24 protein-coding genes and 1 tRNA gene are annotated in these 23,892 nt (G+C 73.4%); 13 read left to right on the forward strand and 12 right to left on the reverse strand.

The window, feature by feature from the left end; all coding sequences use genetic code 11:
- Positions 1-27 precede the first annotated feature (27 nt).
- The 4 genes from LQ51_RS33745 (at position 28) to LQ51_RS06495 (ending at position 4,200) form a co-directional block, all read left to right on the forward strand.
- A complete protein-coding gene (locus LQ51_RS33745; protein ID WP_255352210.1) occupies positions 28-132 on the forward strand; it encodes a DUF6412 domain-containing protein in 105 nt (34 codons plus the stop codon).
- Between the two features lie 126 nt (positions 133-258).
- Positions 259-1,002 carry a YidC/Oxa1 family membrane protein insertase gene (locus tag LQ51_RS06485; protein ID WP_046563759.1) on the forward strand — a complete coding sequence of 248 codons (744 nt, stop codon included), beginning with the start codon at positions 259-261 and terminating at the stop codon, positions 1,000-1,002.
- Positions 1,003-1,078: 76 nt separating this feature from the next.
- On the forward strand, positions 1,079-2,503 hold the full coding sequence (locus tag LQ51_RS06490) for a carbohydrate-binding protein (protein ID WP_046563760.1): 1,425 nt from the start codon (positions 1,079-1,081) through the stop codon (positions 2,501-2,503).
- A 134-nt stretch (positions 2,504-2,637) separates the two neighbouring features.
- Complete coding sequence (locus LQ51_RS06495; protein ID WP_046563761.1) at positions 2,638-4,200, forward strand: cellulose binding domain-containing protein; 1,563 nt, start codon at positions 2,638-2,640, stop codon at positions 4,198-4,200.
- A 13-nt stretch (positions 4,201-4,213) separates the two neighbouring features.
- Here LQ51_RS06495 and LQ51_RS06500 read toward each other — a convergent pair whose 3' ends face one another.
- Both LQ51_RS06500 and LQ51_RS06505 read right to left on the reverse strand, forming a co-directional pair.
- Positions 4,214-4,876 (reverse strand): DedA family protein, encoded by a 663-nt coding sequence (locus tag LQ51_RS06500; protein ID WP_046563762.1) that lies wholly within the window; start codon positions 4,874-4,876, stop codon positions 4,214-4,216.
- A gap of 80 nt (positions 4,877-4,956) precedes the next feature.
- A complete protein-coding gene (locus LQ51_RS06505; RefSeq protein ID WP_046563763.1) occupies positions 4,957-5,550 on the reverse strand; it encodes a DUF1349 domain-containing protein in 594 nt (197 codons plus the stop codon).
- 71 nt (positions 5,551-5,621) lie between these two features.
- On the opposite strand from LQ51_RS06505, the gene LQ51_RS06510 reads away from it, so the two are divergent.
- Together LQ51_RS06510 and fabG are read left to right on the forward strand one after the other, a co-directional pair.
- Positions 5,622-7,274, forward strand: coding sequence for an alpha-amylase family protein (locus LQ51_RS06510; protein WP_046563764.1), 1,653 nt, complete (start codon positions 5,622-5,624; stop codon positions 7,272-7,274).
- Between the two features lie 56 nt (positions 7,275-7,330).
- Entirely contained in the window at positions 7,331-8,089 is a 759-nt protein-coding gene (fabG, locus tag LQ51_RS06515) for a 3-oxoacyl-ACP reductase FabG (protein WP_046563765.1), read from the forward strand.
- 83 nt (positions 8,090-8,172) lie between these two features.
- Here fabG and LQ51_RS06520 read toward each other — a convergent pair whose 3' ends face one another.
- Positions 8,173-8,586 (reverse strand): hypothetical protein, encoded by a 414-nt coding sequence (locus tag LQ51_RS06520; protein ID WP_046563766.1) that lies wholly within the window; start codon positions 8,584-8,586, stop codon positions 8,173-8,175.
- Complete coding sequence (locus LQ51_RS06525; protein WP_369799827.1) at positions 8,579-8,992, reverse strand: hypothetical protein; 414 nt, start codon at positions 8,990-8,992, stop codon at positions 8,579-8,581. The genes LQ51_RS06520 and LQ51_RS06525 overlap by 8 nt, the downstream gene beginning before the upstream one ends.
- 140 nt (positions 8,993-9,132) lie before the next feature.
- Here LQ51_RS06525 and LQ51_RS06530 point away from each other — a divergent pair, with 140 nt between their 5' ends.
- Positions 9,133-10,032: a Gfo/Idh/MocA family protein gene (locus LQ51_RS06530; RefSeq protein ID WP_046563768.1), complete on the forward strand. Its 900-nt coding sequence runs from the start codon at positions 9,133-9,135 to the stop codon at positions 10,030-10,032.
- 372 nt (positions 10,033-10,404) lie between these two features.
- Entirely contained in the window at positions 10,405-11,232 is an 828-nt protein-coding gene (gene erm / locus LQ51_RS06535; protein WP_046563769.1) for an ErmE/ErmH/ErmO/ErmR family 23S rRNA (adenine(2058)-N(6))-methyltransferase, read from the forward strand.
- Positions 11,233-11,248: 16 nt separating this feature from the next.
- On the opposite strand, the gene LQ51_RS06540 is transcribed toward erm, so the two are convergent.
- Positions 11,249-11,440 carry a DUF2795 domain-containing protein gene (locus tag LQ51_RS06540; protein ID WP_046563770.1) on the reverse strand — a complete coding sequence of 64 codons (192 nt, stop codon included), beginning with the start codon at positions 11,438-11,440 and terminating at the stop codon, positions 11,249-11,251.
- Positions 11,441-11,529: 89 nt separating this feature from the next.
- On the opposite strand from LQ51_RS06540, the gene LQ51_RS06545 reads away from it, so the two are divergent.
- The gene (locus LQ51_RS06545) at positions 11,530-12,786 is read left to right on the forward strand and encodes an erythromycin esterase family protein (protein WP_046563771.1); all 1,257 of its coding nucleotides are present in this window, start codon (positions 11,530-11,532) and stop codon (positions 12,784-12,786) included.
- A gap of 118 nt (positions 12,787-12,904) precedes the next feature.
- Here LQ51_RS06545 and LQ51_RS06550 read toward each other — a convergent pair whose 3' ends face one another.
- The 3 genes from LQ51_RS06550 to LQ51_RS06560 form a co-directional block, all read right to left on the reverse strand.
- A complete protein-coding gene (locus tag LQ51_RS06550) occupies positions 12,905-15,085 on the reverse strand; it encodes an MMPL family transporter (protein WP_046563772.1) in 2,181 nt (726 codons plus the stop codon).
- A gap of 33 nt (positions 15,086-15,118) precedes the next feature.
- Positions 15,119-15,667, reverse strand: a complete 549-nt coding sequence (locus tag LQ51_RS06555; RefSeq protein WP_046563812.1) for a TetR/AcrR family transcriptional regulator — start codon at positions 15,665-15,667, stop codon at positions 15,119-15,121.
- Positions 15,668-15,747: 80 nt separating this feature from the next.
- Positions 15,748-16,143, reverse strand: a complete 396-nt coding sequence (locus tag LQ51_RS06560; RefSeq protein ID WP_046563773.1) for a winged helix-turn-helix transcriptional regulator — start codon at positions 16,141-16,143, stop codon at positions 15,748-15,750.
- A 79-nt stretch (positions 16,144-16,222) separates the two neighbouring features.
- Here LQ51_RS06560 and LQ51_RS06565 point away from each other — a divergent pair, with 79 nt between their 5' ends.
- The 4 genes from LQ51_RS06565 to LQ51_RS06580 all read left to right on the forward strand — a co-directional run bounded on the left by LQ51_RS06565 (position 16,223) and on the right by LQ51_RS06580 (position 21,132).
- Entirely contained in the window at positions 16,223-17,680 is a 1,458-nt protein-coding gene (locus tag LQ51_RS06565; RefSeq protein ID WP_197087544.1) for an MFS transporter, read from the forward strand.
- Between the two features lie 308 nt (positions 17,681-17,988).
- Entirely contained in the window at positions 17,989-18,762 is a 774-nt protein-coding gene (locus tag LQ51_RS06570; protein WP_046563775.1) for an isocitrate lyase/PEP mutase family protein, read from the forward strand.
- Positions 18,763-18,953: 191 nt separating this feature from the next.
- A complete protein-coding gene (gene ligD, locus LQ51_RS06575) occupies positions 18,954-19,913 on the forward strand; it encodes a non-homologous end-joining DNA ligase (RefSeq protein ID WP_046563776.1) in 960 nt (319 codons plus the stop codon).
- 226 nt (positions 19,914-20,139) lie between these two features.
- Positions 20,140-21,132, forward strand: a complete 993-nt coding sequence (locus LQ51_RS06580; RefSeq protein WP_046563777.1) for a hypothetical protein — start codon at positions 20,140-20,142, stop codon at positions 21,130-21,132.
- A 153-nt stretch (positions 21,133-21,285) separates the two neighbouring features.
- Here the strand turns inward: LQ51_RS06580 and LQ51_RS06585 are convergent.
- From LQ51_RS06585 to LQ51_RS06600, 4 genes are all read right to left on the reverse strand, one after another.
- Positions 21,286-21,360: transfer RNA gene (locus LQ51_RS06585), tRNA-Arg, on the reverse strand.
- A gap of 59 nt (positions 21,361-21,419) precedes the next feature.
- On the reverse strand, positions 21,420-22,115 hold the full coding sequence (locus LQ51_RS06590) for a winged helix-turn-helix domain-containing protein (protein WP_046563778.1): 696 nt from the start codon (positions 22,113-22,115) through the stop codon (positions 21,420-21,422).
- 181 nt (positions 22,116-22,296) lie between these two features.
- Entirely contained in the window at positions 22,297-22,965 is a 669-nt protein-coding gene (locus tag LQ51_RS06595) for a DUF305 domain-containing protein (protein WP_046563779.1), read from the reverse strand.
- Between the two features lie 10 nt (positions 22,966-22,975).
- A complete protein-coding gene (locus tag LQ51_RS06600) occupies positions 22,976-23,794 on the reverse strand; it encodes a DUF3105 domain-containing protein (RefSeq protein WP_046563780.1) in 819 nt (272 codons plus the stop codon).
- Between the last annotated feature and the right edge of the window lie 98 nt (positions 23,795-23,892).

A 23,892-nucleotide genomic window follows, 5' to 3' on the forward strand; every position in this document is an offset into this window, starting at 1 on the left:
CCGCCCGGCGGGCGGCGGGCGATCGCGTTGCGGGCCCGGGCCCGCGGCCGGCGGGTGCCCCGGCAGGTCGATCCGGACGCTCCCGGCCGGCCCCGTCCCCGGGCTCCCGGGCTGCGCCCCTCGGCCGCGTAGCGCTGCGCGCTTCCCGGGCCCGGTCCGGGCTCGTCTCCGTCGCCGCGCGGCCGATTCCGCCGTCAACCGTCCCGCGGGTGGGTGCCATCCCCGCCGGGGCGCCGGAATCGGACCGAGGGGTCTCCCATGTTCGCCTTCGCACCATTGCACTCGGCGGCCTCGGCCGCCGCCACCGTCGTCACCTGGCTGGCCGACGCGCTCGCCCCGCTGGCCGGCGGTGCGGCGACCGCCGCCGCGATCGTCCTGTTCACCATCGGGGTCCGGCTGTTGATCTCGCCGCTCACCCTGGCCCAGATCCGCGGCGAGCGGCGCCGCACGGCGCTCGCCCCGGAGGTCCGCGAGCTCCAGCGGCGGTACGCCGACGATCCGGCCCGGCTGCAGAGCGAACTCTTCGCGCTGTACCGGCGGGCCGGGGCCAGCCCGGTCGCGGGCTGCCTGCCGGCGCTGTTGCAGGCGCCGTTCTTCCTGGTCATGTACCGCCTCTTCGCCACCGGCGACGGCCATCCCGGGCTGCTGCGCGAGGAGCTTTTCGGGGTGCCGCTGGGCTGGCATCTCGGCGACGGCCTCTCCGGCCCGGTGCTGGCCGTCTTCGGGGTGCTGCTCGCCCTCCTGGTGGCGCTGGCCTGGTGGTCGTCGCGGCGGGCCCGGCGCGCGGCGGCGGCCACCGGCACGATCGCCGGTGCGCCGGCCGAGGGGCCGGGCGCGGCCGTACTGGGCCGGTTGGTGCCGCTGCTGCCGTTCAGCACGGTGCTGGTGGCGCTGGTGGTGCCGCTCGCGGCGGTGCTCTACCTGGTCACCACGACCGGCTGGACGGCGCTGGAGCAGGCCGTGCTGCGTCGTCCGCAGCCGGAAGCCATCGACGTGCATTGACAAATGCGGGGGCGGGCGCGTAGAAAACGCCAAAGAGAGCGCTCTCTTGCACCCGTCCCCGCAGAGAGGCACCCCGATGAACCCTGTCCCGGCGGCTCCGGCTGCCCCGTCCGCCGTGCGCCGATCGCGCCGGCGGCTCACCCTCACGGCGGGCGTGCTCGCCGCCACCACCGCCCTGGCCACCGTCTCGATGGCCGCCAACGCCGCCGTGCCGCCCGCCCCGTCCGGCTGGAGTCTGGTGTGGAGCGACGACTTCACCGGCGCGGCCGGCACGCTGCCCTCCTCCGCCAACTGGATCATCGACACCGGCACGAGCTACCCGGGCGGCCCGGCCAACTGGGGCACCGGCGAGATCCAGACGTACACCAACAGCACCGCCAACCTGGCCCAGGACGGCGCCGGCAACCTGCGGATCACCCCGGTCCGGGACTCCGCCGGGCGGTGGACCTCGGCCCGGATCGAGACGGTCCGCGCCAACTTCAAGCCGCCCGCCGGCGGCGTGCTCGCCCTGGAGGGGCGGATCCAGATGCCGAACGTGACCGGCGCGCAGGCCGCCGGCTACTGGCCGGCGTTCTGGGCGCTCGGCTCGCCGTACCGGGGCAACTACCAGAACTGGCCGGGCATCGGTGAGTTCGACGTGATGGAGAACGTCAACGGGATCAACTCGGTGTGGGGGGTGCTGCACTGCGGCGTCGCCCCGGGCGGCCCGTGCGACGAGTTCAACGGCATCGGCGCCTCCCGGGCCTGCCCCGGCAGCACCTGCCAGTCGGCGTTCCACACCTACCGGTTCGAGTGGGACGCCTCGGTCAGCCCCCAACAGCTGCGCTGGTACGTCGACGGCCAGCTCTTCCACAGCGTCAGCCAGAGCCGCGTCGGTGACCCGTACTGGGGCCAGATGACCAGCCATTCCGGCTACTTCCTGCTGCTCAACGTGGCCATGGGCGGCGGGTTCCCGGACGGGGTGGCCGGCTCCGCCACGCCCACCGCGTCGACCGTCTCCGGCCGACCGATGGTGGTCGACTACGTGGCCGCCTACACCCGGGGCGGTGGCGGCAACCCGTCGCCGACGCCGACCACCCCGCCGCCCGGCGGGACGGTGGACGCGTACTCGACCATCCAGGCCGAGGCGTTCAGCGGCCAGAGCGGCGTGCAGGTGGAGACGTGTGCCGAGGGCGGCCAGGACATCGGCTGGCTGGCCAACGGCGACTGGGCCCGCTACGACAACGTGGACTTCGGCAGCACCCCGCCGCGCGACTTCGTGGCCCGGGTCGCCTCCGGCGCGCCGGCCGGGGTGAGCGGCCTGGTCGAGGTGCGGGTGGACAGCCCGACGAACCCGCCGATCGGGAGCTTCGCGCTCGCCAACACCGGCGGGTGGCAGAGCTGGCGCTCGGTGCCGGGCAACGTCTCGGCGGTGACCGGGCGGCACAGCGTCTACCTCACCTTCAGCAGCGGCCAGCCGGCCGACTTCGTCAACGTCAACTGGTTCACCTTCCGCCGCTGAGCGGGCGGCCGGGGGTCCGCACCGGTGACCCCCGGCCCGCCCTCTGGACAGAAACAGTTAACAGTCTTAATAATGGGCGGCAACGTCGACGGTCGTGAATGCCTCTGCAGCCCCAACGTCCCCTGGAGGACGCCGTGAGACTCCGCCCCGCCCGCGCGGCCACCTTCGCCGCCGCGCTCGCCACCGCCCTGGTGGCGGCCACCGTGCTGGCCGCGCCACCGGCCTCCGCCGCCACCGCCGCCTTCGTCCGCACCACCACCTGGGACACCGGGTACGAGGGCAAGTTCACCGTCACCAACAACACCTCGACCAGCATCACCTCGTGGAACGTCCAGTTCGACCTGCCCTCCGGCAGCACCCTCGGGTCGTTCTGGGACGCCCGGCTGACCACCTCCGGCCAGCACGTCACCGCCGTCAACCAGTCCTGGAACGGCAGCCTCGCCCCGGGCGCCAGCACCACGTTCGGCTTCAACGTCAACGGCACCGGCAACCCGACCAACTGCACGATCAACGGCGGCTCCTGCACCGGCGGGGGCGGCAACCCCTCCGCGCCGGCCACCCCGGGCGGCCTGCGGGTCACCGGCGCCACCAACAGCTCGATCTCGCTGGCCTGGAACGCCGTCTCCGGCACGGTCAGCGGCTACCGGGTGTACGAGGGCAGCACCGTGAAGGCGACCGTCACCGGCACCTCGACCACGGTCTCCGGGCTGGCCACGTGCAGCGGGCACAGCTACACGGTGACCGCGTACAACGCCAGTGGGGAGTCGGCGAAGTCGGCGGCGGTGTCCGGCAGCACCACCGGCTGCACCGGCGGGGGCGGCGGGGCGATGGCCGCCGCGCCCTACCTCTACCCGGGCTGGGGTGACCCGCCCGCGCCGTCGACCGTGATGAGCGCGACCGGGATCAAGTGGTTCACCATCGCGTTCGTGCTCTCCGGCGGCGGCTGCACCCCGGCCTGGGACGGCAGCGGCCCGCTCACCGGCGGCGCGCACGCCAACACCATCGCGGCGATCCGGGCCGCCGGCGGCGACGTGATCCCCTCCTTCGGCGGCTGGAGCGGCAACAAGCTCGGCCCGAACTGCTCCTCCGCCAGCGCGCTGGCCGGCGCCTACCAGCAGGTCATCAACGCGTACGGGCTGAAGGCGATCGACATCGACATCGAGAACACCGACGAGTTCGAGAACGAGGTGGTCCAGGACCGCATCCTCGGCGCCCTCAAGATCGTCAAGCAGAACAACCCGGGGATCCGGACCATCGTCACCATCGGCACCTCGACCAGTGGCCCGTCCTGGTGGGGCACCCGGCTGATCAACCAGGCCGCGGCGCTCGGCGCCAACATCGACGTGTTCACCATCATGCCGTTCGACTTCGGCGGCGGCGCGAACATGTACCAGAGCACCGTGAACGCGGCCGAAGGGCTGAAGAACGCGCTCAAGACGGCGTTCGGCTGGTCCGACGCCACCGCGTACGCCCACATGGGCATCTCCGGCATGAACGGCCTCTCCGACCAGCAGGAACTGACCTCGCCGGCCACCTGGACCCAGATCCGCGACTGGGCCAAGGCCCGCGGGCTCGCCCGGTTCACCTTCTGGTCGGTCAACCGGGACCGGCCCTGCGCGGGCGGCGGAGTGGTCGCCAACTGCTCCGGCATCGCCCAGAACACCTGGCAGTTCACCTCGATCACCGCGGGGTTCTGAGGCGGCGACGCGGTCAGCGCCCGGCGGTCACCGACTGCCGGGCGCGCCGCCGGCGCAGCTTTTTGACCACCCAGCTCACCGTCATCAGCACGAACGCCGCCAGGATCGCGTAGTTGAACCAGTGGCTGTACCGGTCGACCTCCTGCCAGCGGGAGCCGAGGGCGTACCCGAGGCCGACGATCAGCGCGTTCCACACCCCGCTGCCGATCGTGGTGAGCAGCACGAACTCGCCGAGCGGCATCCGTTCGGCCCCGGCCGGCACGGAGACCAGGCTGCGCACCACCGGCACCAGCCGGCCGATCAGCACCGCCCACCGGCCGTGCCGCTCGAACCAGCGGTCGGCCTTCTCCAGGTCCTCCCGGTCCACCAGCGGGATGCGGTCCAGCCAGCGCTTCAGCCGCTCCTCGCCGAGCGCCGCGCCGAGCCAGTAGAGCACCAGCGCGCCGAGCAGCGAGCCGGCCGTCGCGGCCAGCACGATGAGCACCACCGGGAACCGGCCCTCGGCGGCCAGGTAGCCGGCCATGGCCAGCACCACCTCGCTGGGGATCGGCGGGATGATGCTCTCCAGGGCGACCAGCAGGGCCACCCCGACCGCGCCCAGCGAGCCGATGACGTCGGCCACCCAGCCGGTCAGCCCGGTGAACTGGTTCGGGTCGACGTTCTGGGCGTGCGCCATGGGCGTCCTTCCGTGTGGTGCTGCCGGGGATCCGGACCTGATACCCCGACGGCGGCCGGTCACACCTGCCGGGCGCCGGCCTACGGGTGCAGCGCCGCGTCCGCCGGCCCCCGCCGCCACCCGGTGAAGCGGACCAGCAGCCCGCCCCGGGTCGGCGAGCAGCAGTACGGCCCGGCCGTCGCCACCGCCGCCGGATCCAGCGGGGCGACCCGGACCAGCCGCCACGGCTCCTCGTCCACCCGGGCCCGGACGGTCAGCGCGTCCCCGGCCCGGCTGATCCGGACGGTCACCTCGCGCCCCGACCACTCCGGCACCGGGGCCACCGACCAGTCCGACAGCTCGTCGGTGACCACCGCGCCGACCTGCGGCTCGCCGTCGCTGACCTCGACCCCGGCCTTGGTCCAGCGTCGCTCGTCCACCCGGACCAGCACGCCCGCCTGGTCGAACTGAGCCGTGTAGTCCAGCCGGAAGCTGACCTCCACGGCGCTGTCCGGCGGGAACGGGGCGAGCAGCGCCGACCCGTCGTCGTGCACGAAGCCGTAGCTGGTCCGCCGCCAGAAGTCGCTGCCGCCGCGTGGCTCGACCAGCAGCCCCGCACCGGTGGGCTCGGCCCGCTCCGGCGGGTTCAGCCAGGTGCCGGCGGACCAGTCGAGGGCGTGTGTTTCGGCGCTCATCCCGGCACCGTACCGGTCCGGCGGCGGGCCGTGGGTTTGCCGCCGCCGGCAACCGGAGAAGTAGACGGGGCATGGGTGACAGGTGGTATCAGGAGGCGGTCGTCTACTGCCTCGACGTGGACACGTTCGCGGACTCCGACGGCGACGGGGTGGGCGACTTCCGGGGCCTGATCGGCCGGCTCGACTACCTCGCCCGGCTGGGCGTGACCTGCCTCTGGCTGCATCCGATCCATCCGTCGCCCAACCGCGACGACGGCTACGACGTGACCGACTTCTACAACGTGAGCCCGAAGCTGGGCACTCTCGGCGACTTCGCCGAACTGCTGCACCAGGCGAAGAACAAGGGCATCCACGTGATCATCGACCTGGTGGTCAACCACACCTCGGACGAGCACCCCTGGTTCCAGTCCGCCCGCTCCTCGCCCGACTCGCCCTACCGGGACTGGTACGTGTGGAGCGACGAGGCGCCGCCCGACCGCCACCAGGGCATGGTCTTCCCGGGCGAGCAGAACGAGACCTGGAGCTACGACCGCACCGCGAAGGCCTGGTACTACCACCGCTTCTACAAGTTCCAGCCCGACCTCAACGTGGCCAACCCGAAGGTCCGGGCCGAGATCAAGAAGATCATGTCGTTCTGGCTCCAGCTCGGCGTCTCCGGCTTCCGGATGGACGCGGTGCCGTTCATCATCGAGCGGACCGAGCCGGGCAACCCCGACTCGCCCAAGGACATGGACTTCCTCACCGAGCTGCGCCAGCACGTGCAGTGGCGGCGCGGCGACGCGGTCCTGCTCGCCGAGGCGAACGTGGAGCCCGACCAGCTGCCGATCTACTTCGGAGACAGCGGCGGTTCGGCCAACCGGATCCACATGCTCTTCGACTTCATGATGAACGGGCGGCTGATGCTGGCCCTGGCCCGGCAGGACCCGGAGCCGGTGATCGAGGCGCTGCGGGACACCCCGGCGCTGCCGGAGGGCGGGCAGTGGGCCACCTTCCTGCGCAACCACGACGAGATCGACCTGTCCCGGCTCACCGCCGAACAGCGCAACCAGGTGTACGAGCAGTTCGGCCCCGACGAGGACATGCGCCTCTACGGCCGGGGCATCCGCCGCCGGCTGGCCCCGATGCTCGGCAACGACCGTCGGCGCATCGAGCTGGCGTACGCCCTGCAGTTCTCGCTGCGCGGCACGCCGGTGCTGCGCTACGGCGAGGAGATCGGGATGGGCGAGGACCTGTCGCTGCCCGGTCGGGAGGCGATCCGCACCCCGATGCAGTGGTCGTACAAGGAGAACGGCGGCTTCTCCAGCGCCGACCCGGAGAAGCTGGTCCGCCCCGTCGTGGACAAGGGCGAGTACGGCTACCAGAAGGTCAACGTGACCGCCCAGCGCCGGGATCCGCGCTCGCTGCTGGGTTGGTTCGAGCGGATGATCCGTACCCTCCGGGAGGCCCCGGAGATCGGCTCGGGCTCGACCAGCCACATCGACGTGCCGATGCCGCCCGGGGTGCTCGCGCACCGGGCAGACGGAGCGACCGGGACCATGGTCTTCCTGCACAACCTCGGCACCGAGGACGTGGAGGTCGATCTGAGCATCCTGGCCCCGGAGGCCGACCTGCCGATCGACGTGTTCACCGACCGCAACTACGAGGAGGTCGGCAAGCTGGACCGGCTCAAGCTCTCCGGCTACGGCTACCGCTGGATCCGCATCTGCCGGGGCCACCACCTCTGAGGGGCGCGATCGGGGATAAGCTCCTTCGATCGAGCTCAAGTTACCGGGAGGTAATCATGTCGGAGGAGCCCCGCGTCGCCATCGTGACCGGAGCCGCGCGCGGCATCGGCGCGGCCACCGCCCGCCGGCTGGCCGCCGACGGCATGGCCGTCGCCGTGGTCGACATCGAGGAGTCGGCGACCAAGGAGACCGTCGACGCCATCGCCGCGGCCGGTGGCCGGGCCCTCGGTGTGGGCGCCGACGTCGCCGACCGGGCCCAGGTGACGGCCGCCGTCGAGCGGGTCGCCGCCGAACTGGGCGCGCCGACCGTGCTGGTCAACAACGCCGGCGTGCTCCGGGACAACCTGCTGTTCAAGATGACCGACGCCGACTGGGACACGGTCATGGGCGTGCACCTGCGCGGGGCGTTCCTGTTCAGCCAGGCCGCCCAGCAGCACATGGTCGAGCGGAAGTGGGGCCGGATCGTCAACCTCTCCAGCACCTCCGCGCTGGGCAACCGGGGCCAGGCCAACTACTCCGCCGCCAAGGCCGGGCTGCAGGGCTTCACCAAGACCCTCGCCATCGAGCTGGGCCCGTTCGGGGTGACCGTGAACGCGGTCGCGCCGGGCTTCATCGTCACCGACATGACCGCCGCCACCGCGGCCCGGATGAAGGTCGACTTCGAGGCGCTCCAGCAGCACGCCGCCGCGGAGATCCCGGTGCGCCGCACCGGCCGGCCGGAGGACGTCGCGCACACCATCTCGTTCCTGGCCAGCGAGGGCGCGTCCTTCGTCTCCGGCCAGGTCATCTACGTGGCGGGCGGCCCCAAGGACTGACCGCGCGGCGCGTCCCGGCCCGCGCCGGGACGCGCCGTCAGGCGTCTCCCGACGCGCCGTCAGGCATCGTGCCGGGTGCGCCGTCAGGCGTCGTGCCGGGTGCGCCAGAGCCAGTACAGGCCGAGCACCGGCAGCACCAGCGGGACGTAGCCGTAGCCGCTGCCGAACCCGGACCAGACCGTCTCGTCCGGGAAGAGCGCGCGGTCGGCCAGGCTCAGGATGCCGACCCCGACCACCCCGACCAGCTCCACCGAGCAGCAGGCCAGCGCCACCCGGCGGCCGGTGTGCCCGGCCCGGGCCAGCCCGACCGCCGCCACGATGTAGATGAGCGCGGCCAGCGCGGAGAGCAGGTACGCCACCGGCGCCTCGTCGAACTTCGTGGCGATCTGCAGGCCGGCCCGCGAGGTCGCGGCGATCGCGAAGATGATGTAGACCGCGATCAGCAGCCGGCCCGGCCCCTTGTTGGTGGCCCGCTCGGGCGCCCTCGTCTCAACCACCGAGGACCTCCCAGGTCTGTTGCAGGCGCACCACCACAACCGGGGTGACCAGGCAGACCGCGCAGACGATCGCCGAACCCCAGCGGGTCGGCTCCATCCGGGCCAGCACCCAGGCCAGCGGCGGCAGGCAGACCAGCGTGAGCAGGTAGCCGAAGAAGGCCCCCGGCTCGCCCGGCCGCTCCCCGCCCCCGAGCGCGACCAGCGCCGCCACGGCGAGCCCGAGCAGGGCCAGTTCCAGCACGGCCAGGCCGACGAACTGCGTCCGGTCCGGCGACCGGTGGCGCAGCGCCGCCACCAGGGCCCAGCCGGCGAGTACGAGCGACAGCACGATCGTGGCCGTCGCGAGGATCCCGTCCACCGGCGAGCCGCCGGCCGCGGCGCTGGTCGTCAGCGCAGTCCCGTTCACCGGCACAGCCTACTAAGCGCCGTAGTAGGCACCGCCGCCCGCCTCGCCGACGGGGTCCGCGCGCACCGGCGCCGGCGGAGGACTAGCGTGGATCACGGCCACCGGCGTACGCCGTGGCGACGACGACGGCGGGGGGACGCGTGCTGCGGTTCGGCTTGTTCGGCACCGGTCACTGGGCGGCGGAGACGCACGCCGCGGCCATCGACGCCCACCCCCGGGCCACCCTGGCCGGGGTGTGGGGGCGGGACCCGGCGAAGGCGGGCGCGCTGGCCGCGCGGCACGGCGTACCGGCCTTCGACGACGTGGACGCGCTGCTCGCCGCGTGCGACGCGATCGCCGTGGCGCTGCCGCCGGACGTGCAGGCCGAGATCGCCGTCCGGGCCGCCGTCGCGGGGCGGCACCTGCTGCTGGACAAGCCGCTGGCGTTGAGCCTCGCCGAGGCCGACCGGGTGGTGGCCGCGGCGCAGGGCGCCGGGGTGGCCTCGGTGGTCTTCTTCACCCAGCGGTTCCACCCGAACATCACCGGTTTCCTCGCCGCCACGGCCGCGGCCGGCGGCTGGCAGCACGCCCGGGGCACCATGTTCGCCTCGATCTTCCAGCCCGGCAGCCCGTACGGGGACTCCCAGTGGCGGCGGCAGCACGGCGCGCTGTGGGACATCGGCCCGCACGCGCTGTCGCTGATCCTGCCGGTGCTCGGCCGGGTCACCCGGGTGGCCGCGATGAACGGCCCGAGCGGGCTGGTGCACCTGCTGCTCACCCACGACGGCGGCGCCACCAGCAGCATCTCCCTCACCCTGGACGCGCCCGCCGAGGCGGTCACCCGGGACTTCGTCTTCTTCGGCGACAACGGCATCGAGTCCGTCCCGCCGGGCGACGGCAGCGTGCTCCAGGCGTTCGGCACGGCGATCGACCAGCTGCTGGAGGAGATCGAGGCGGGCACCCGGGACCACCGCTGCGACGTGCGGTTCGGCCGCGAGGTGGTGGCGGTGCTCGAGGCCGCCGAGACCGCCCGCGCCGAGGGGCGCACGGTCGAGCTGTAGGCGGCGCGGAAAACCCGTCGCGCCCCCACCCGCCGGTGGCTAACCTGTCCGGCATGTTCACGCATGCCCTGATCGCCGTGGTCGGTACGCCGGCCGCGCGGGGGCTCCTCCTGGTCGCCCGCCCGCGGGTCCGGCGTCCGGCCCTGGCCGGCCGGGACGCCCACCGCGCCTGACCTGACCGTCCGCGCCGCCGTGCCCTGACCGGGCCCGGCCGCCGCGGCTGCCGGTCGCGCTCCGCCGCCTGCCCCGTTGGCGTGCCGGGTCGCGTCTCCCGCCGATCTCCAGGGTCGTCCGAGTCCCATCCGCTCGGACAGGCCCGCACCCACGCCTGTCCGGATCCGTCGCCGCCCGGCGACAGACAGGACGATTCCCGTGGCGCCCCGCCGATCCCGCACCACCGCCCGCGACCGGTCCCGTCGCGTGCTGTCCCAGAACTTCCTCGCCGACCCGGCCGCCGTCGCGCGGATGGTCCGGGCGGCCCGCTCCGGCCCCGACGACCTGTTGCTGGAGGTGGGCGCCGGCCGGGGCCAACTGACCCGCCCGCTCGCCGCCCGGTGCGGCCGGCTGATCGCGTACGAGGTCGACCCGGCCGTCCTGGCCGAGCTGACCGAGGTCTGCGCGGCGCTGCCGCGGGTCCGGGTCCGGCCGGCCGACTTCCTCGCCGCCGCGCCGCCCGACGAGCCGTTCTCGGTGGTCGGCAACATCCCATGGTCGCTCACCGCCGGCGTGGTCCGGTGGTGCCTCGCCGCGCCCCACCTGCGGTCCGCGACCCTGCTCACCCAGCTCGAGTACGCCCGCAAGCGCACCGGCGACCGGGGCCGGTGGAGCCGGCTCACCGTGCTCACCTGGCCCGAGCACCACTGGCGGCTGGCCGGCCGGGTGCCGCGCACCGCGTTCCGGCCGGTGCCGGCCGCCGACGGGGGCATCCTGCGGCTGGAGCGGCGGGCCGAGCCGCTGCTGTCCCGGGCGGCGCTGCCCGCGTACCGGCGGATGGTGGAGCTGGGCTTCGGCGGGGTCGGCGGCTCGCTCGCGGCCTCGCTGCGCGCGGCTCATCCGGCCGCGCGGGTCGACGGCGCGCTGCGGGCCGCCCGGCTGGCGCCGGACACCCCGGTCGGGCTGGTCTGGCCCGAGCAGTGGCTGGTGCTGTTCCGGCTGCTGCACGCGGTGGACCCGGCCCGGCCGCGGCGGCGTCGCGGCTGAGCCGGTCCCGGCCGGCTCAGGCGAGCGTGTTCAGCGCTTCGCTCAGCTCCGCGGGGTTGTCGAACTCCTCCACCGGCAGCCCCCGGAGCAGCTGAAGCATCTCGGTGCTGGCGCCGTTCTCCTGGCACCAGCGGACCAGGTCCTCGCGGGAGACCGGGTAGTCGAGCCCGGCCAGGTACTCCTGCAACTGCACGCCGCTGACCGTCATGCCGACCGGCTACCCGTTCCGGTCCCGGGCATGCCGGCCGGCGGGGCGGGCCGGCGGTTTGTGTGGGCGGGACCCGGGTAGCCGCGGGCATGCTGGTTCAGCGGCTCGGCGCGCCGAGCGATTTCGACCCGTTGCTGGAACGCGTCCGGGACGCCCGGATCGTCATGATCGGTGAGGCGACGCACGGCAGCTACGACTACTACCGGCTGCGCGAGCAACTGACCCGGCGGCTCATCGCCGAGCAGGGCTTCGACTTCGTGGCGGTGGAGGGGGACTGGCCGGACTGCGACCGGGTGAACTGCTCGGTCGTGGGTGCCCCGGGCGGGCTGGCCGATCCACGGGTCGCGCTGGAACGGTTCGAACGCTGGCCGACCTGGATGTGGGCGAACGCCGAGGTGGCCCGCTTCTGCCGGTGGCTGCGCGCGTGGAACCTGGACCGGCCGGTGGGGGAGCGGGCCGGCTTCCACGGGCTGGACGTCTACAGCCTCTGGGAGTCGATGCAGGCCATCTTCGACTACCTGGGCGAGGAGGACCCGGCGTCGCTGGAGGCGGCCCAGGAGGCGTACCGCTGCTTCGAGCCGTACGGCCGACAGGTCGAGGAGTACGGCCTGGCCAGCCGGTTCGTCTCCGCCCGCTGCGAGGAGGAGGTGGTCCGGCTGCTGGCGCGTACCCGGGAACAGGCCGCCGCGGACGGCCCGGACCGCTTCTCGGCGTGGCAGAACGCGGAGGTGGTGGCCGGCGCGGAGCGCTACTACCGGGCCATGGTGGGCGGCGGGCCGGAGTCGTGGAACGTCCGGGACACCCACATGGCGGACACCCTGGACCGGCTGCTGGACCGGTACGGCCCGGGCTCCCGGGGCGTCGTCTGGGCGCACAACACGCACGTGGGGGACGCCCGGGCCACCGACATGACGGCGGGCGGGATGGTGAACATCGGCCAGCTCGCCCGGGAGCGGCACGGCCGGGACGCGGTGGCGCTCGTGGGGTTCGGCAGCTACCGGGGCACGGTGGTGGCGGCGCCCCGGTGGGGCTCGCCGGCCGAGGTGATGGTGGTGCCGCCGGCCCGGGACGGCTCGGTGGAGCGGCGGCTGCACGAGCTGCTGCCGGAGCGCGCGGTGCTGGTCTTCGGTGGGCCGGACCAGCCGGGGTGGGTGACCGACGACGCCGACCACCGGGCCATCGGGGTGGTCTACGACCCGAGCCTGGAGTCCTGGGGCAACTACGTGCCGACCCGCCTCGGTGAGCGCTACGACGCCTTCATCTGGTGCGACGAGTCCACCGCCCTGCACCCCCTACCGGCCCTGCCCACCCCCGGCGAAATGGAAACCTATCCCGCCGGCGTCTGACCCCGCCGCCCGTCCTGCTGCGCCGACCATGGCGTTGTGGCGCCTTGCTGGTCCGCTGTCTGCGGCCTGTGTTGGTGCCACCACTCCATGATCGACGAGCGGGACGGGCGGGGGCGGGTCAGACGGGGGTGGGGGTGCGGTCGGCCAGGTGGGCGCGGAGGCCTTCGCCCTCGACGTCCACGTTGGGCAGGATCCTGTTGAGCCAGCGGGGTAGCCACCAGGCGGCGTTGTTGAGCAGCGACATCACCGCGGGCACGATGGTCATCCGGACCACGAAGGCGTCGATGGCGACGCCGATAGCGAGCGCGAAGCCCATCGACTTGATGATCGGGTCTTCCAGGAACACGAAGCCGCCGAAGACCGAGATCATGATCAGTGCGGCGGCGGTGACCACCCGGGCGCCGTGCCCCATCCCGTTGATGGTGGCCTGCCGGGCGGTGTCGCCGTGCACGAAGTCCTCCCGCATCCGGGAGACCAGGAAGACCTCGTAGTCCATGGCCAGGCCGAACAGGATGCCGATGAGCAGGATCGGCAGGAAGCTGACCAGCGGCCCCGGGGTGTCCAGCCCGACCAGGTCGGCCAGGTGGCCCTGCTGGAAGACCGCCACCGTGATGCCGAAGGTGGCCGCCACGGTGAGCAGGAAGCCCAGCGCCGCCTTCGCCGGCACCAGGATCGAGCGGAACACCAGCATCAGCAGCAGCACGGACAGACCCACCACCAGCAGCAGGTAGACCGGGAGGGCGTCGGAGAGCTTCTCCGACACGTCGATGCCGATGGCGGTGACGCCGGTGAGCATCACCTCCGCGTTCTGGATGCCGCCGACCTGGTCGCGGATGTCGTGCACCAGCTCCTCGGTCTTCTCGTCGGTCGGGCCGGTCTTCGGGATCACCCCGAGCAGTGCGGTCCGGCCGCTCGGGTCGAGCTGCGGCGGAGCCACCGCGAGCACCCCGTCGGTCTTCTGGATCAGCGCGGTGACCTGCGGCACGGCGGCCTGGGTGGCCTGCGGCGAGTCGGCCGTGACGACCACCGCGAGCCGCCCGGTGAAGCCGGGACCGAAGCCCTCCCGGATCAGGTCGTTGCTGACCCGGGCCGGGGTGCCCTCGGCGGCCGCGGAGGCGTCCGGCAGCGCCAGCCGCATGTCCTGGGCCGGCAGGGCGAGCAGACCGAGGCCGAGCAGGCCGACCAGGATCACCGGGATGCGCAGCTTGGTGACCCAGTGCGCCCAGCGGAAGCCGAAGCCGGAGCGGTCCTCCGAGCCGGTCGCGGCCGACTCGACCGCCGCCTGGTCGCGCCGCTTGCGCGGCAGCACCTTCCGGCCGGCGAAGCCGAGCAGGGCCGGGGCCAGGGTGATCGCGACCAGCACGGCCACGGTGACCGTGCCGGCGGCGGCCAGACCCATCACGGTGAGGAACGGGATGTCCACCACGGCGAGGCCGGCCAGCGCGATGACCACGGTGGCACCGGCGAACACCACGGCGGAGCCGGCGGTGCCGACCGCGCGGCCCACCGCCTCCTCGGGGGAGAGCCCGTCGAGCAGGTTCTGCCGGTGCCGGGAGGTGATGAAGAGCGAGTAGTCGATGCCGACCGCCAGGCCGAGCATCAGGGCCAGGATCGGCGCCGTGCTGGTCAGCTCGATCGCGCCGCTGAGCGCGAAGAGGCCGGCCATGCCGACCCCGACGCCGATCAGCGCGTTCAGCATGGTCATCCCGGCCGCGACCAGCGAGCCGAAGGTGATGACCAGGACGATCGCGGCGACCAGCACGCCGAGCGCCTCGGTGGAGCCGACCTCCGGCTCGGCGTTGAGCACCTCACCGCCGGGGGCGATCTGCCAGCCCTGCGCCTCGGCCTGCGCGCCGACCTTCTCGTACGCGTCGCGCTGGTCGTCGGTGACGTCGTCGGCCCGGCCGGCGAACTGCACCTGGATCAGCGCGTACCGGCCGTCCTGGGTGAGCGCCTTCGCCTGGTACGGGTCGACCGCGCCGACCACCCCGGGCAGGGTGGCCGCCTCCTGGGTGACCTGCGCGACCACGGCCTGCCCCTGCGGGGTGAGGAGCTGGCCGTCCTGGGGCGCCTTGACGGCGATGGTGCCGGTGGCCCCGCTGGCCGCCGGGAACCGGTCGGCGAGCAGGTCGATCGCGCGCTGCGACTCGGTGCCCGGCATGGAGAAGTTGCTCGCTGTCGGGCCCCTCAGGGTGGCCGCGGCGATGCCGAGGCCGACGAGTACGACGAGCCAGACGACGGCGACGAGTCGCCGTCGGCGCAACGATGCCCGGCCGAGCCGGTACAGCAGGGTCGCCATCAGGTTTCCTTGTCCTCGGATTGGGTTGCGGGGTCAGGTGACGGGTTCGAGCGCGCGCTGGACCACGGCCAGCAGGGCGGGCCGCAGCTCGTCGTCGGGGATGTCGATGAACTCGGCGCAGGTCTCGGCGATGCCGGCGAGCACCACCAGCGCGGCGATGCGGGCCGAGGGGCGGTCGGGGCGGCCGGCCAACGCGTCGATCAGCCGGTCGGAGATCTGCCGGATGTGCACGAAGGCCGGCTGCTGGAGCAGCTCGGTGAACTCGCCGCGGAGCAGGGCGATCTCCCGGCGGAAGCGGACCGCCAGGTCGACGAAGCCCTCCCCGGCGACCCGCTGCGCGTCGGCGCCGCGCTGCTGCTCGGCGATGCGGGCGTCCAACCCCACCAGCACCGCGATCGCGGGCGCCATCAGCTCGGTGAGCAGCGCCTCCTTGCTGGCGAAGTGGTAGAGCACGGTCGCCTTCGAGCAGCCCACCTCGCCGGCGATGTCCTGCAGCGAGGTGCCCTTGTAGCCGGTGCTCGCGAAGCGACGGGCGGCCGCGGTCAGGATCTCGGCGTGCGTCTCCGGAACCGCTCGTGCCATGTCACCCAGCATGCCTGACCGATCGGTCAGGTGCTGACCGAACGGTCAGGGCGATCCGGTGGTCTTCGCCACAGCGCCGGTCAGCCGGCCGGCGCCCCGTGCTCCCGGTCGTACGCGGCCCGGGCCGCCCCGATCGACTCCCGGTGCCGCTCGGCCCACGCGGTCAGCGCGACCAGCGACTCGTACAGCTCCATGGCCACCGGGGTGGCGGTGTACTCGACCTTGGGCGGGACGGTCGGGTAGACGTGCCGGCGCAGCAGGCCGTCCCGCTCCAGGTTGCGCAGGGTCAGCGTGAGCATCCGCCGGCTGATCCCCTCGACCTGGCGCTCCAGCTCGGTGAAGCGGATCGGACCCTGCGAGGCGGCGATCAGGATGCCGATGCTCCACTTGCCGCCGACCCGGTCCAGCGCCTCCCGGACGGTGCAGGCGCGGGCCTGGTTCGCCGTCACGGTGACACAGCTGTTCCCCTGGGACATGGAAGTGCCTCCTTCCGCTCCGCCTCATGGTCACAGACGATGGCCTCGGTAACAAACCGTGCACCAAGGAGGCATGTCCATGACGGGGGCGACACGTTGGCCCGCGCTGCTGGTGCTCTGCGCCGGTAGCCTGATGATCATCCTGGACGGCAGCATCGTGGCCGTGGCGCTGCCGGCGGTCCAGGCCGACCTCGGCTTCACCGCCACCGGGCTGGCCTGGGTGGTGAACGCGTACCTGGTCGCCTTCGGCGGCCTGCTCCTGCTCGCCGGCCGGCTCGGCGACCTGCTCGGCCGGCGGCAAATCTTCCTGGCCGGGGTGCTCCTGTTCAGCGCCGCCTCGCTGCTCTGCGCCCTGGCCGAAGGGCCCGGCACCCTGGTCGCCGCCCGGTTCGCCCAGGGCGTCGGCGGGGCGCTCACCACCGCGGTCAGCCTCGGCATGATCGTCCGGCTCTTCCCGGAGGCGGCCGAGCGGGCCCGGGCCATCGCCGTGTTCAGCTTCACCGGCGCGGCCGGCGCCTCGCTCGGCCTGCTGGTCGGCGGGGTCCTCACCGACCTGGCCGGCTGGCGGTCGATCTTCCTGATCAACCTGCCGATCGGCGCGGTGATCGCGGCCGCCACCCGCCGACTCGTCGCGCCGGACCGCGGCGCCGGGCTGCGCGCCGGGCTGGACCTGCTCGGCGCGGTGCTGGCCACGGCCGGGTTGATGGCCGCCGTGCTGGCCATCGTCGGCGCGGGGGAGCACGGCTGGGCCTCGCCACGCACGCTCGGCGCCGGCGGGCTGGCCGTGGCGCTGCTCGCCGGATTCGCCGCCCGGCAGCGCCGCGCCGCCACCCCGCTGCTGCCGCCGCGGGTGCTGCGGGCGCCCGGCCTGGTCGCCGCCAACGCCACCCAGTTCCTCATGGTGGCCGCCTACTTCGGCTTCCAGTTCCTGCTCGCCCTGTACCTGCAACTCGTCCTCGGCCTGGACCCGGCGGCCACCGGCTTCGCCTTCCTGCCCACCCCGCTGGTGATCGGCGCCGTCTCGCTGGGCCTGGCCGGCCGGCTGGTGGGCCGGTACGGCGCCCGGACCGTGCTGGTGAGCGGGCTGACGCTGGCCGTGGTCGGGTTCCTGCTGCTGACCCGCCTCCCGGTGGACGCCCGGTACGCCACCGACGTGCTGCCGGCCATGCTGGTCTTCGGCGTCGCGGGTGGCCTGACCCTGCCCGCGGTCACCACGCTCGCCATGGCCGGCGCCGACCCGGCCGACGCCGGGCTCGCCTCCGGGCTGGCCAACACCACCCAGCAGGTGGGCGGCGCACTGGGTCTGGCCGTCCTCGCCACCCTCGCGGCCAGCCGCACCGGTACGCTGCGCGCCGCCGGCACCGAACCGGTCGCCGCCCTGGCGCTGGGCTACCGGTCCGCCTTCGCGGTGGCCGCCGCGCTGGTCACCGCCGCTCTCCTGATCGCCCTGCTCACCGCGCACGATCGACGTCGACGGTCGGGGGCTGGCCGAGGCGCACCAGCCGCACATGATGCCCTGGGCCGACTACCGACCTGATGTCGTGAGTGAATCGGGCCGGCCAGATCCCGGCCTTCCTGCCGCGCCGACCGCCGCCGCTCCCCTTGCCCGGGGATTGAATCGTTGACGACATCACGTCGGTAGTCGACAAAGGCACATCGGCCCGCGGCGGACAGCCGCCCGACCGTCGCGCGACACCGGTGAGCCGCACGGGGCGGCGACGCGGCGCCGCCGGAGCCGGGCCGGTGACGTCCAGCCCCAGGTGGCAGATCGACGCCGAAATCGGCCCAGTCAATCGGCACGACATTGTTCTTATGCGGGACCGACGACCGGCCGAGAATCCCGGTATGACCGAGCTGAACCGCCAGGCCGCCGCGCTGCGCGCGCTGCACCGCCCCGGAGATCCACTGATCCTGCCCAACGCCTGGGACGCCGGCTCCGCCCGTGCCGTGGTCGCGGCCGGCTTCCCGGCCGTCGCCACCAGCAGCGGCGCGGTCGCCGAGGCACTCGGGCACGCCGACGGCGAGGCCCTTCCGGTCGAGGAGATGTTCGCCGCGGTCGGCCGGATCGCCGCCGCCGTGCCGGTCCCGGTCACCGCCGACCTGGAGCGGGGGTACGGGCTGCGCCCGGCCGAACTGGTCGAGCGGCTGCTCGCGGCCGGCGCGGTGGGCGCCAACCTGGAGGACTCCGACCCGCGCAGCAAGCGGCTGTCCGACGTCGAGGAGCAGGCCGACCTGCTCGCCGGCATCCGGGCGGCGGCCCGGCAGGCCGGCGTGGACCTGGTGCTCAACGCCCGGGTCGACGTGCACCTGCGGGCGTACGGGCCGGCGGAGGAGCGGCTCGCCGAGGCGGTCCGCCGGGCCCGGCGCTACCTGGCGGCCGGCGCGGACTGCGTCTACCCGATCATGCTGGCCGAGCCGGCGCAGATCCGCGACCTCGTCGCCGAGCTGGCCGCCCCGGTGAACGTGCTGGCCCGGCCGGGTGCCCCGGGTCCGGCGGAACTGGCCGCCCTCGGCGTGGCCCGGGTCAGCTACGGCTCCGGCCTGTACGCGGCCGCCCGCGCCCGGGTCGCCGACCTGCTCGGCGCCATCCGCGCCGGCACCGATCCGTTCGGCTCCTGACCCGCCCGCCGCGATCCGTGCCGGCTCGGCGCGGTTCGGATCCGGACCGGTCCGCCGCGGTCCGTGCCGGCTCAGCGGGGTTCGGATCCGGACCGGTCCGCTGCGGTCCGTGCCGGCTCAGCGGGGTTCGGATCCGGACCGGTCCGCCGCGTCGGGTTGCCCGGTGGCCGCGCGGGCGGCAGGGTGAGCGGATGGCTGCCGCTGACGAGACCCGGGACGGCGTGTCGCTGACCAACCTGGACCAGCCGCTCTTCGACGGGGCCGGGGCGACCAAGCGCGACCTGGTCGACTACCTCGACGCCGTCCACGAGTGGATGCTGCCGGGGCTGCGCGACCGGCCACTGTCGGTGGTCCGGGTGCGGCCCGGCCAGGAGCCGTTCATGCAGAAGAACCTGCCGAAGTACACCCCCGACTGGGTGCGCCGCACCTCGGTCTGGGCCGAGGCGTCCCGCCGGAGCATCTCGTACGCCCTCTGCGACGACCGGCGCACCCTGCTCTGGTTCGCCAACCAGCGGGCCGTCGAATACCACCCGACGCTCAGCCCCGCGGGCCACCCCGAGCACCCCACCCACCTGGTGCTCGACCTGGATCCGCCGGCCGGGGACTCGTTCACGATGGCGGTCGGGGCGGCGCTGCTGGTCCGCCAGGCGCTCGCCGACGCCGGGCTGGCCGGCGCGGTCAAGACCAGCGGGGCGAAGGGGCTGCACGTGATCGTGCCGGTGGACCCGGCCACCACCGCCGAGGAGGCGGCCGCCGCGACCCGGGCCGTCGCGGCGCGCGCCGAGCGGCTGGATCCGGCGCTGGCCACCACCGCGTTCATCGTCGAGGACCGGGGCGGCCGGGTCTTCGTCGACTCCACCCGGGCGTACGGGGCGACCGTGGTGGCCGCGTACAGCCCGCGCATCCGGCCCGGGACGCCGGTGTCGTACCCGGTCGGCTGGGCCGACCTGGCCTCGGCGACGCCCGCCGACTTCACCGTCCGGACGGTGCCGGCGCTGGTCGCCGAGCGGGACCCGTGGGCCGAGGCGCTGCCGGACCCGCAGCGGCTGCCCGAGGACCTGGTGGCCGAGGGGCGGGCCATCCCGGTGGCCCGGGTGCAGGCGATGCACGAGGGCAAGCGCCGGGCGAAGGCCCGCCGCGAGGCCGGCTGACCGGATCGGACGGTCGGGCTACCGGCCCGCGACCCGACCCCCGCCCGCCTGCTCGCCGCGATCGCGCACGTCGATACCGCCAGCTACGCGTACGCGCGGCGGCTCACCGTGCCGCCGCGCCCCGTCGCGGGGCTTCCGCCGTACTGATGTCGACCTATACTCGCGCCGAATCATGAAACCGCAGAGATCGGACGGGGCGATGACGCAGGGATTTTCATGGAAACGCGTGGCGGCGACGTCGGCGCTGTTGGCAGGTTTCGCGTTCGTACCGGCCCCGGCGCTCGGCTCCCCGACCACCCTGGTCGGGGACCGCACGCTGCGGGTCTACAACAACAACATCGAGAACCTGGTGCGGAACAACGCGGACGGCACCTGCACCCGCATCTCCGGCCCCGACCACCTGACCTCGATGCTGGTCGACAGCGACGGCAGGACCGGCACGTCCGGGGTGCAGGCGCCGGACCTGCTGATCGTGCAGCAGGTCCGCGGCACCGGGCAGGCGCAGGCGTACGCCGACCAGCTGTCGGCGAAGTTCGGCTACGCGGCCGGCGCGTACCGGGCGATCGTCGCCTGGGACAACCCCGAGGAGTGGGGCAGCACCCACCACTGCAGCCAGCAGTCGCTCGGTGACCTGAAGAAGCGGCAGACCAACGCCATCATCTACAACACCCGCCGACTCAGCCTGGCCAGCGGCGACGTGTCGAAGTACTGGAGCGCCGGCTGGCTCAAGCCGGGCACGGCGTACAACGGCGGGGCCGGCTGCACGCTGTACAAGCCGCCGAACAACGACAGCGGCACGGTCAACGCGTACAAGTGGAAGCGGACCAGCGCCATCGCGGCGCGTTTCACCATCAAGGACACCGGCGTGACGGTGTTCGCCGCGACCATGCACCTGCCGCAGGAGAACCGCCAGAACGCCTGCGCCGGTGACGGCGACACGGGCATCGGCGGCACCGGCATCCATCTCGGTGCCGACGCGACCAGCCTGCTCAATGCCTCGACGATCCGCATCGTCGGCATCGACGCCAACCGCACGGGCATCCCGGCGAGCACGCTGAGCGGGTACGGCATGACCGGCTACGGCACGAAGGCCACCTCCGGATCCAGCAAGATCGACTACCTGTTCGTCCGCGGTACCGTGCAGCCCTCCGCGATCGGCCACACGGTGAGCAGCACGAAGTCCAACCACCTGGCGCTGTACGGCTTCATCGACTTCTGACCCCCGTCGCCCGGGCGGCACCCCGTCGCCCGGGCGACGGGGTGCCGGACCCCTGCGCACGGACACCCGCAATCGGCCGGACACAGCCGGACACACGATGAAGGCCGCCGACCTGGTTCTGCCTGGTCGGCGGCCTTTCGTGTGGCTCCTGTCTGGTGCCCCCGGCAGGATTCGAACCTGCGCCCCCGCCTCCGGAGGGCGGTGCTCTATCCCCTGAGCTACGGGGGCTCAGCGACCCGAGAAGAGTAGCAAACCCCTTCCCCGATCGCCGAATCGGCTCCCCGGGGTCAGGCGGCCGCGACGGGGCGGCCGCAGCTGGGCAGCGGATGCAGGACGATGCGGCGGGGAAGCCGGCGGGGCCACTCGTTGCGGGGCCACGAGCCGTCCACGATGAGGTGCACGGTGCGTTCCTCGGCGCCGCTGAGCCGCAGCACGAAGTCGCGGGGGAGCGGCGGGTCCACGGTCGGCGTGGTGATCATGAAGCGCACCCGGCCGCGGGACGAGACCGCGGAGATCACGTCGGCGGCCGGCATGGTGCCGCGCAGCCGGACCCGGCCGATCCAGTAGACCTCGGCGGTGTGCTCCTGGGCGGCCCGGGTGATGGCCGGGTACTCGCTGCGTACCCACCGCTCGACCGCGCCCACGCAGAGCCCGCAGGCGCGCTCGCGGGGCTCGCGGGGACCCAACCCCCAGGCCCGCAGGTACGCCCCGACGGTGCCGGCGTCCATCGCCAGGCCGAACCGGCGCTCGATGAGGGTGGTCAGGCTCTGGCGCGTCCAGAGCTCCTCGTCCAGGCCGAACTCGTCGGGGTGGACGCCCCGCAGCACGTCGATCAGTTCGAGTTCCTGTTCGCGGCTGAGCGTGCCCGACTCGCCCTGCCGCAGTCCGCGACGGACGGCTGCCACCGCCCCGTCACCGCCGATGGTGTGGCGTCGGCACCAGCTGGTCACCGACCGCCCTGCGTCTCTGAGTGCAACCCCCACGTCCTACGCAACGAGCCCGAATCGCAACCGGTCACGATATGTATGGAGAAAAGTCTCCAAGACATCCAATGGGTCGGAGTGCTCAAATCGTTATAAAGCGGCATAACGGACAAGGTGCCCTCGGGGATACGGAACGGGCCCGCGCCGACACCGGCGCGGGCTCGTTCGGGACGCGGTGTGCCTAGGGCTGGCCGCCCAGTCGCTTCTGCGCCGCCACCAGGTTGGTCAGGTCGGTCTGCTGGGTGTTCTTCATGACCTGGGCGACCGCGAGCACGTCGTCGTCGTGCCCCTGCTTCAGCACGGCGTCGAGCATGTGCACCCCGCCGATGTGGTGCTTGATCATCATCTGCAGGAACAGCAGGTCGAACTCGCGCCCCTTGGCGGACCGCAGCTTCGCCATCTCCTCGGGCGTGGCCATCCCCGGCATCAGGCCGTTCTTCACCGACCGGGCGCCGTCCGGCATCCAGGCCATCGGCGCCTGGTCGCCGGTCGGGTCGAGCTTCCACGACCGCAGCCAGGTCTGCATCGTCCCGATCTCACCCTGCTGACCGGTGGCGATATCGCCGCCGATCTGCCGTACCTCCGGGTCCTCGCCCTGCTGGAAGGCCATCAGCCCCATCTCCACCGCCTGGGCGTGGTGGGTGGTCATGTCCCGGGCGAAGCCCGCCTCCGGCGAGCCCTCGCCCGGCCGGGTGAGGGTCGGGGTGAGCAGGCCGCCCGCGTACCCGAGGAGCAGGCCGACCACGACGGCGAGCGCCACGGCCAGCAGGCCGTACCGGCGCGCGGCCGGACGACCGTCGTCGGCGGCCGTCTCGTCCAGCTCGGGGTCCGTGGTCACGGGAGCGGTCATCGCGGCGTCCTCACTGCGTCGGCTGGTCCATCTGGTTGCCCATGTCACGCGGGGTGGTGCCGGTGGCGGTGACGCCCTGGGCGCAGTTGGCGTTCGGGCCCTCGACGGAGGCGTTCACCCGCAGCGTCTTGATGAACTCGTCGATCCGGCCGTCATCGGCGTTGTCGACCTTGAGCTGGAAGCCCCAGGCCTGCAGGGAGATCGGCTTGTCCAACCCTTCGAACGGGCTGAGCATCAGCTTCTCCTTGCCCTGCACCTTCTCCTTGAGCTTGGCGACCTGGTCGGCCGGCAGGTCCGGGCGGTAGGTGATCCAGACCGTGCCGTGCTCCAGGCTGTGCACCGCGTGCTCGTTGGCGATCGGCGCGTCGTACACGTCGCCCATGCAGTTCTGCCAGGACGCGTTGTGCGGCCCGGCGACCGGCGGGAGGACGTCGTACTTGATCGGGCCCTGCTGGTGCTTGCCGCCCTGGACCAGGTCCTTGTCCTTCTTGCGGAAGTCGACCACGCCCGAGATCGCGTCGGCCCGGTCCTGCCACGGCTTGGAGCCCTTGTAAACCGCCCAGGCGCCCCAGCCGATGATGCCCACGGCCAGCACGCCGACGGCGACGAAGAGCGCGATCGGACCCCAGGCCCGGCCCTGGCTGACCTTCACCGGGGCGACCGGCTTGCGGCCCTTGCCACCGGCGGTCGGCCGCGGGGCGCCCTTGCCGGCACCGGACTTACCACCGGCGGGCTTGTCGCCAGCGGCCGGTCGGCCGGCGGCCGGCTTCTTGCCGGTGCTGACCACGGTCGGACGGCGCTCCGGGCCGCCCGGGGTGCTGATGCTCATCGTGCCTCGTCAGGTCGGTCGGTCAGGGGGAGTCGCGGAGCCTGTTCAGATGCTGGTCGCCGCCGCGGGGACCGAGTCTACCCCCGATAACATGGTTC

The sequence above is a fragment of the Micromonospora sp. HK10 genome, assembly GCF_000982955.1.
GTDB lineage: Bacteria > Actinomycetota > Actinomycetes > Mycobacteriales > Micromonosporaceae > Micromonospora.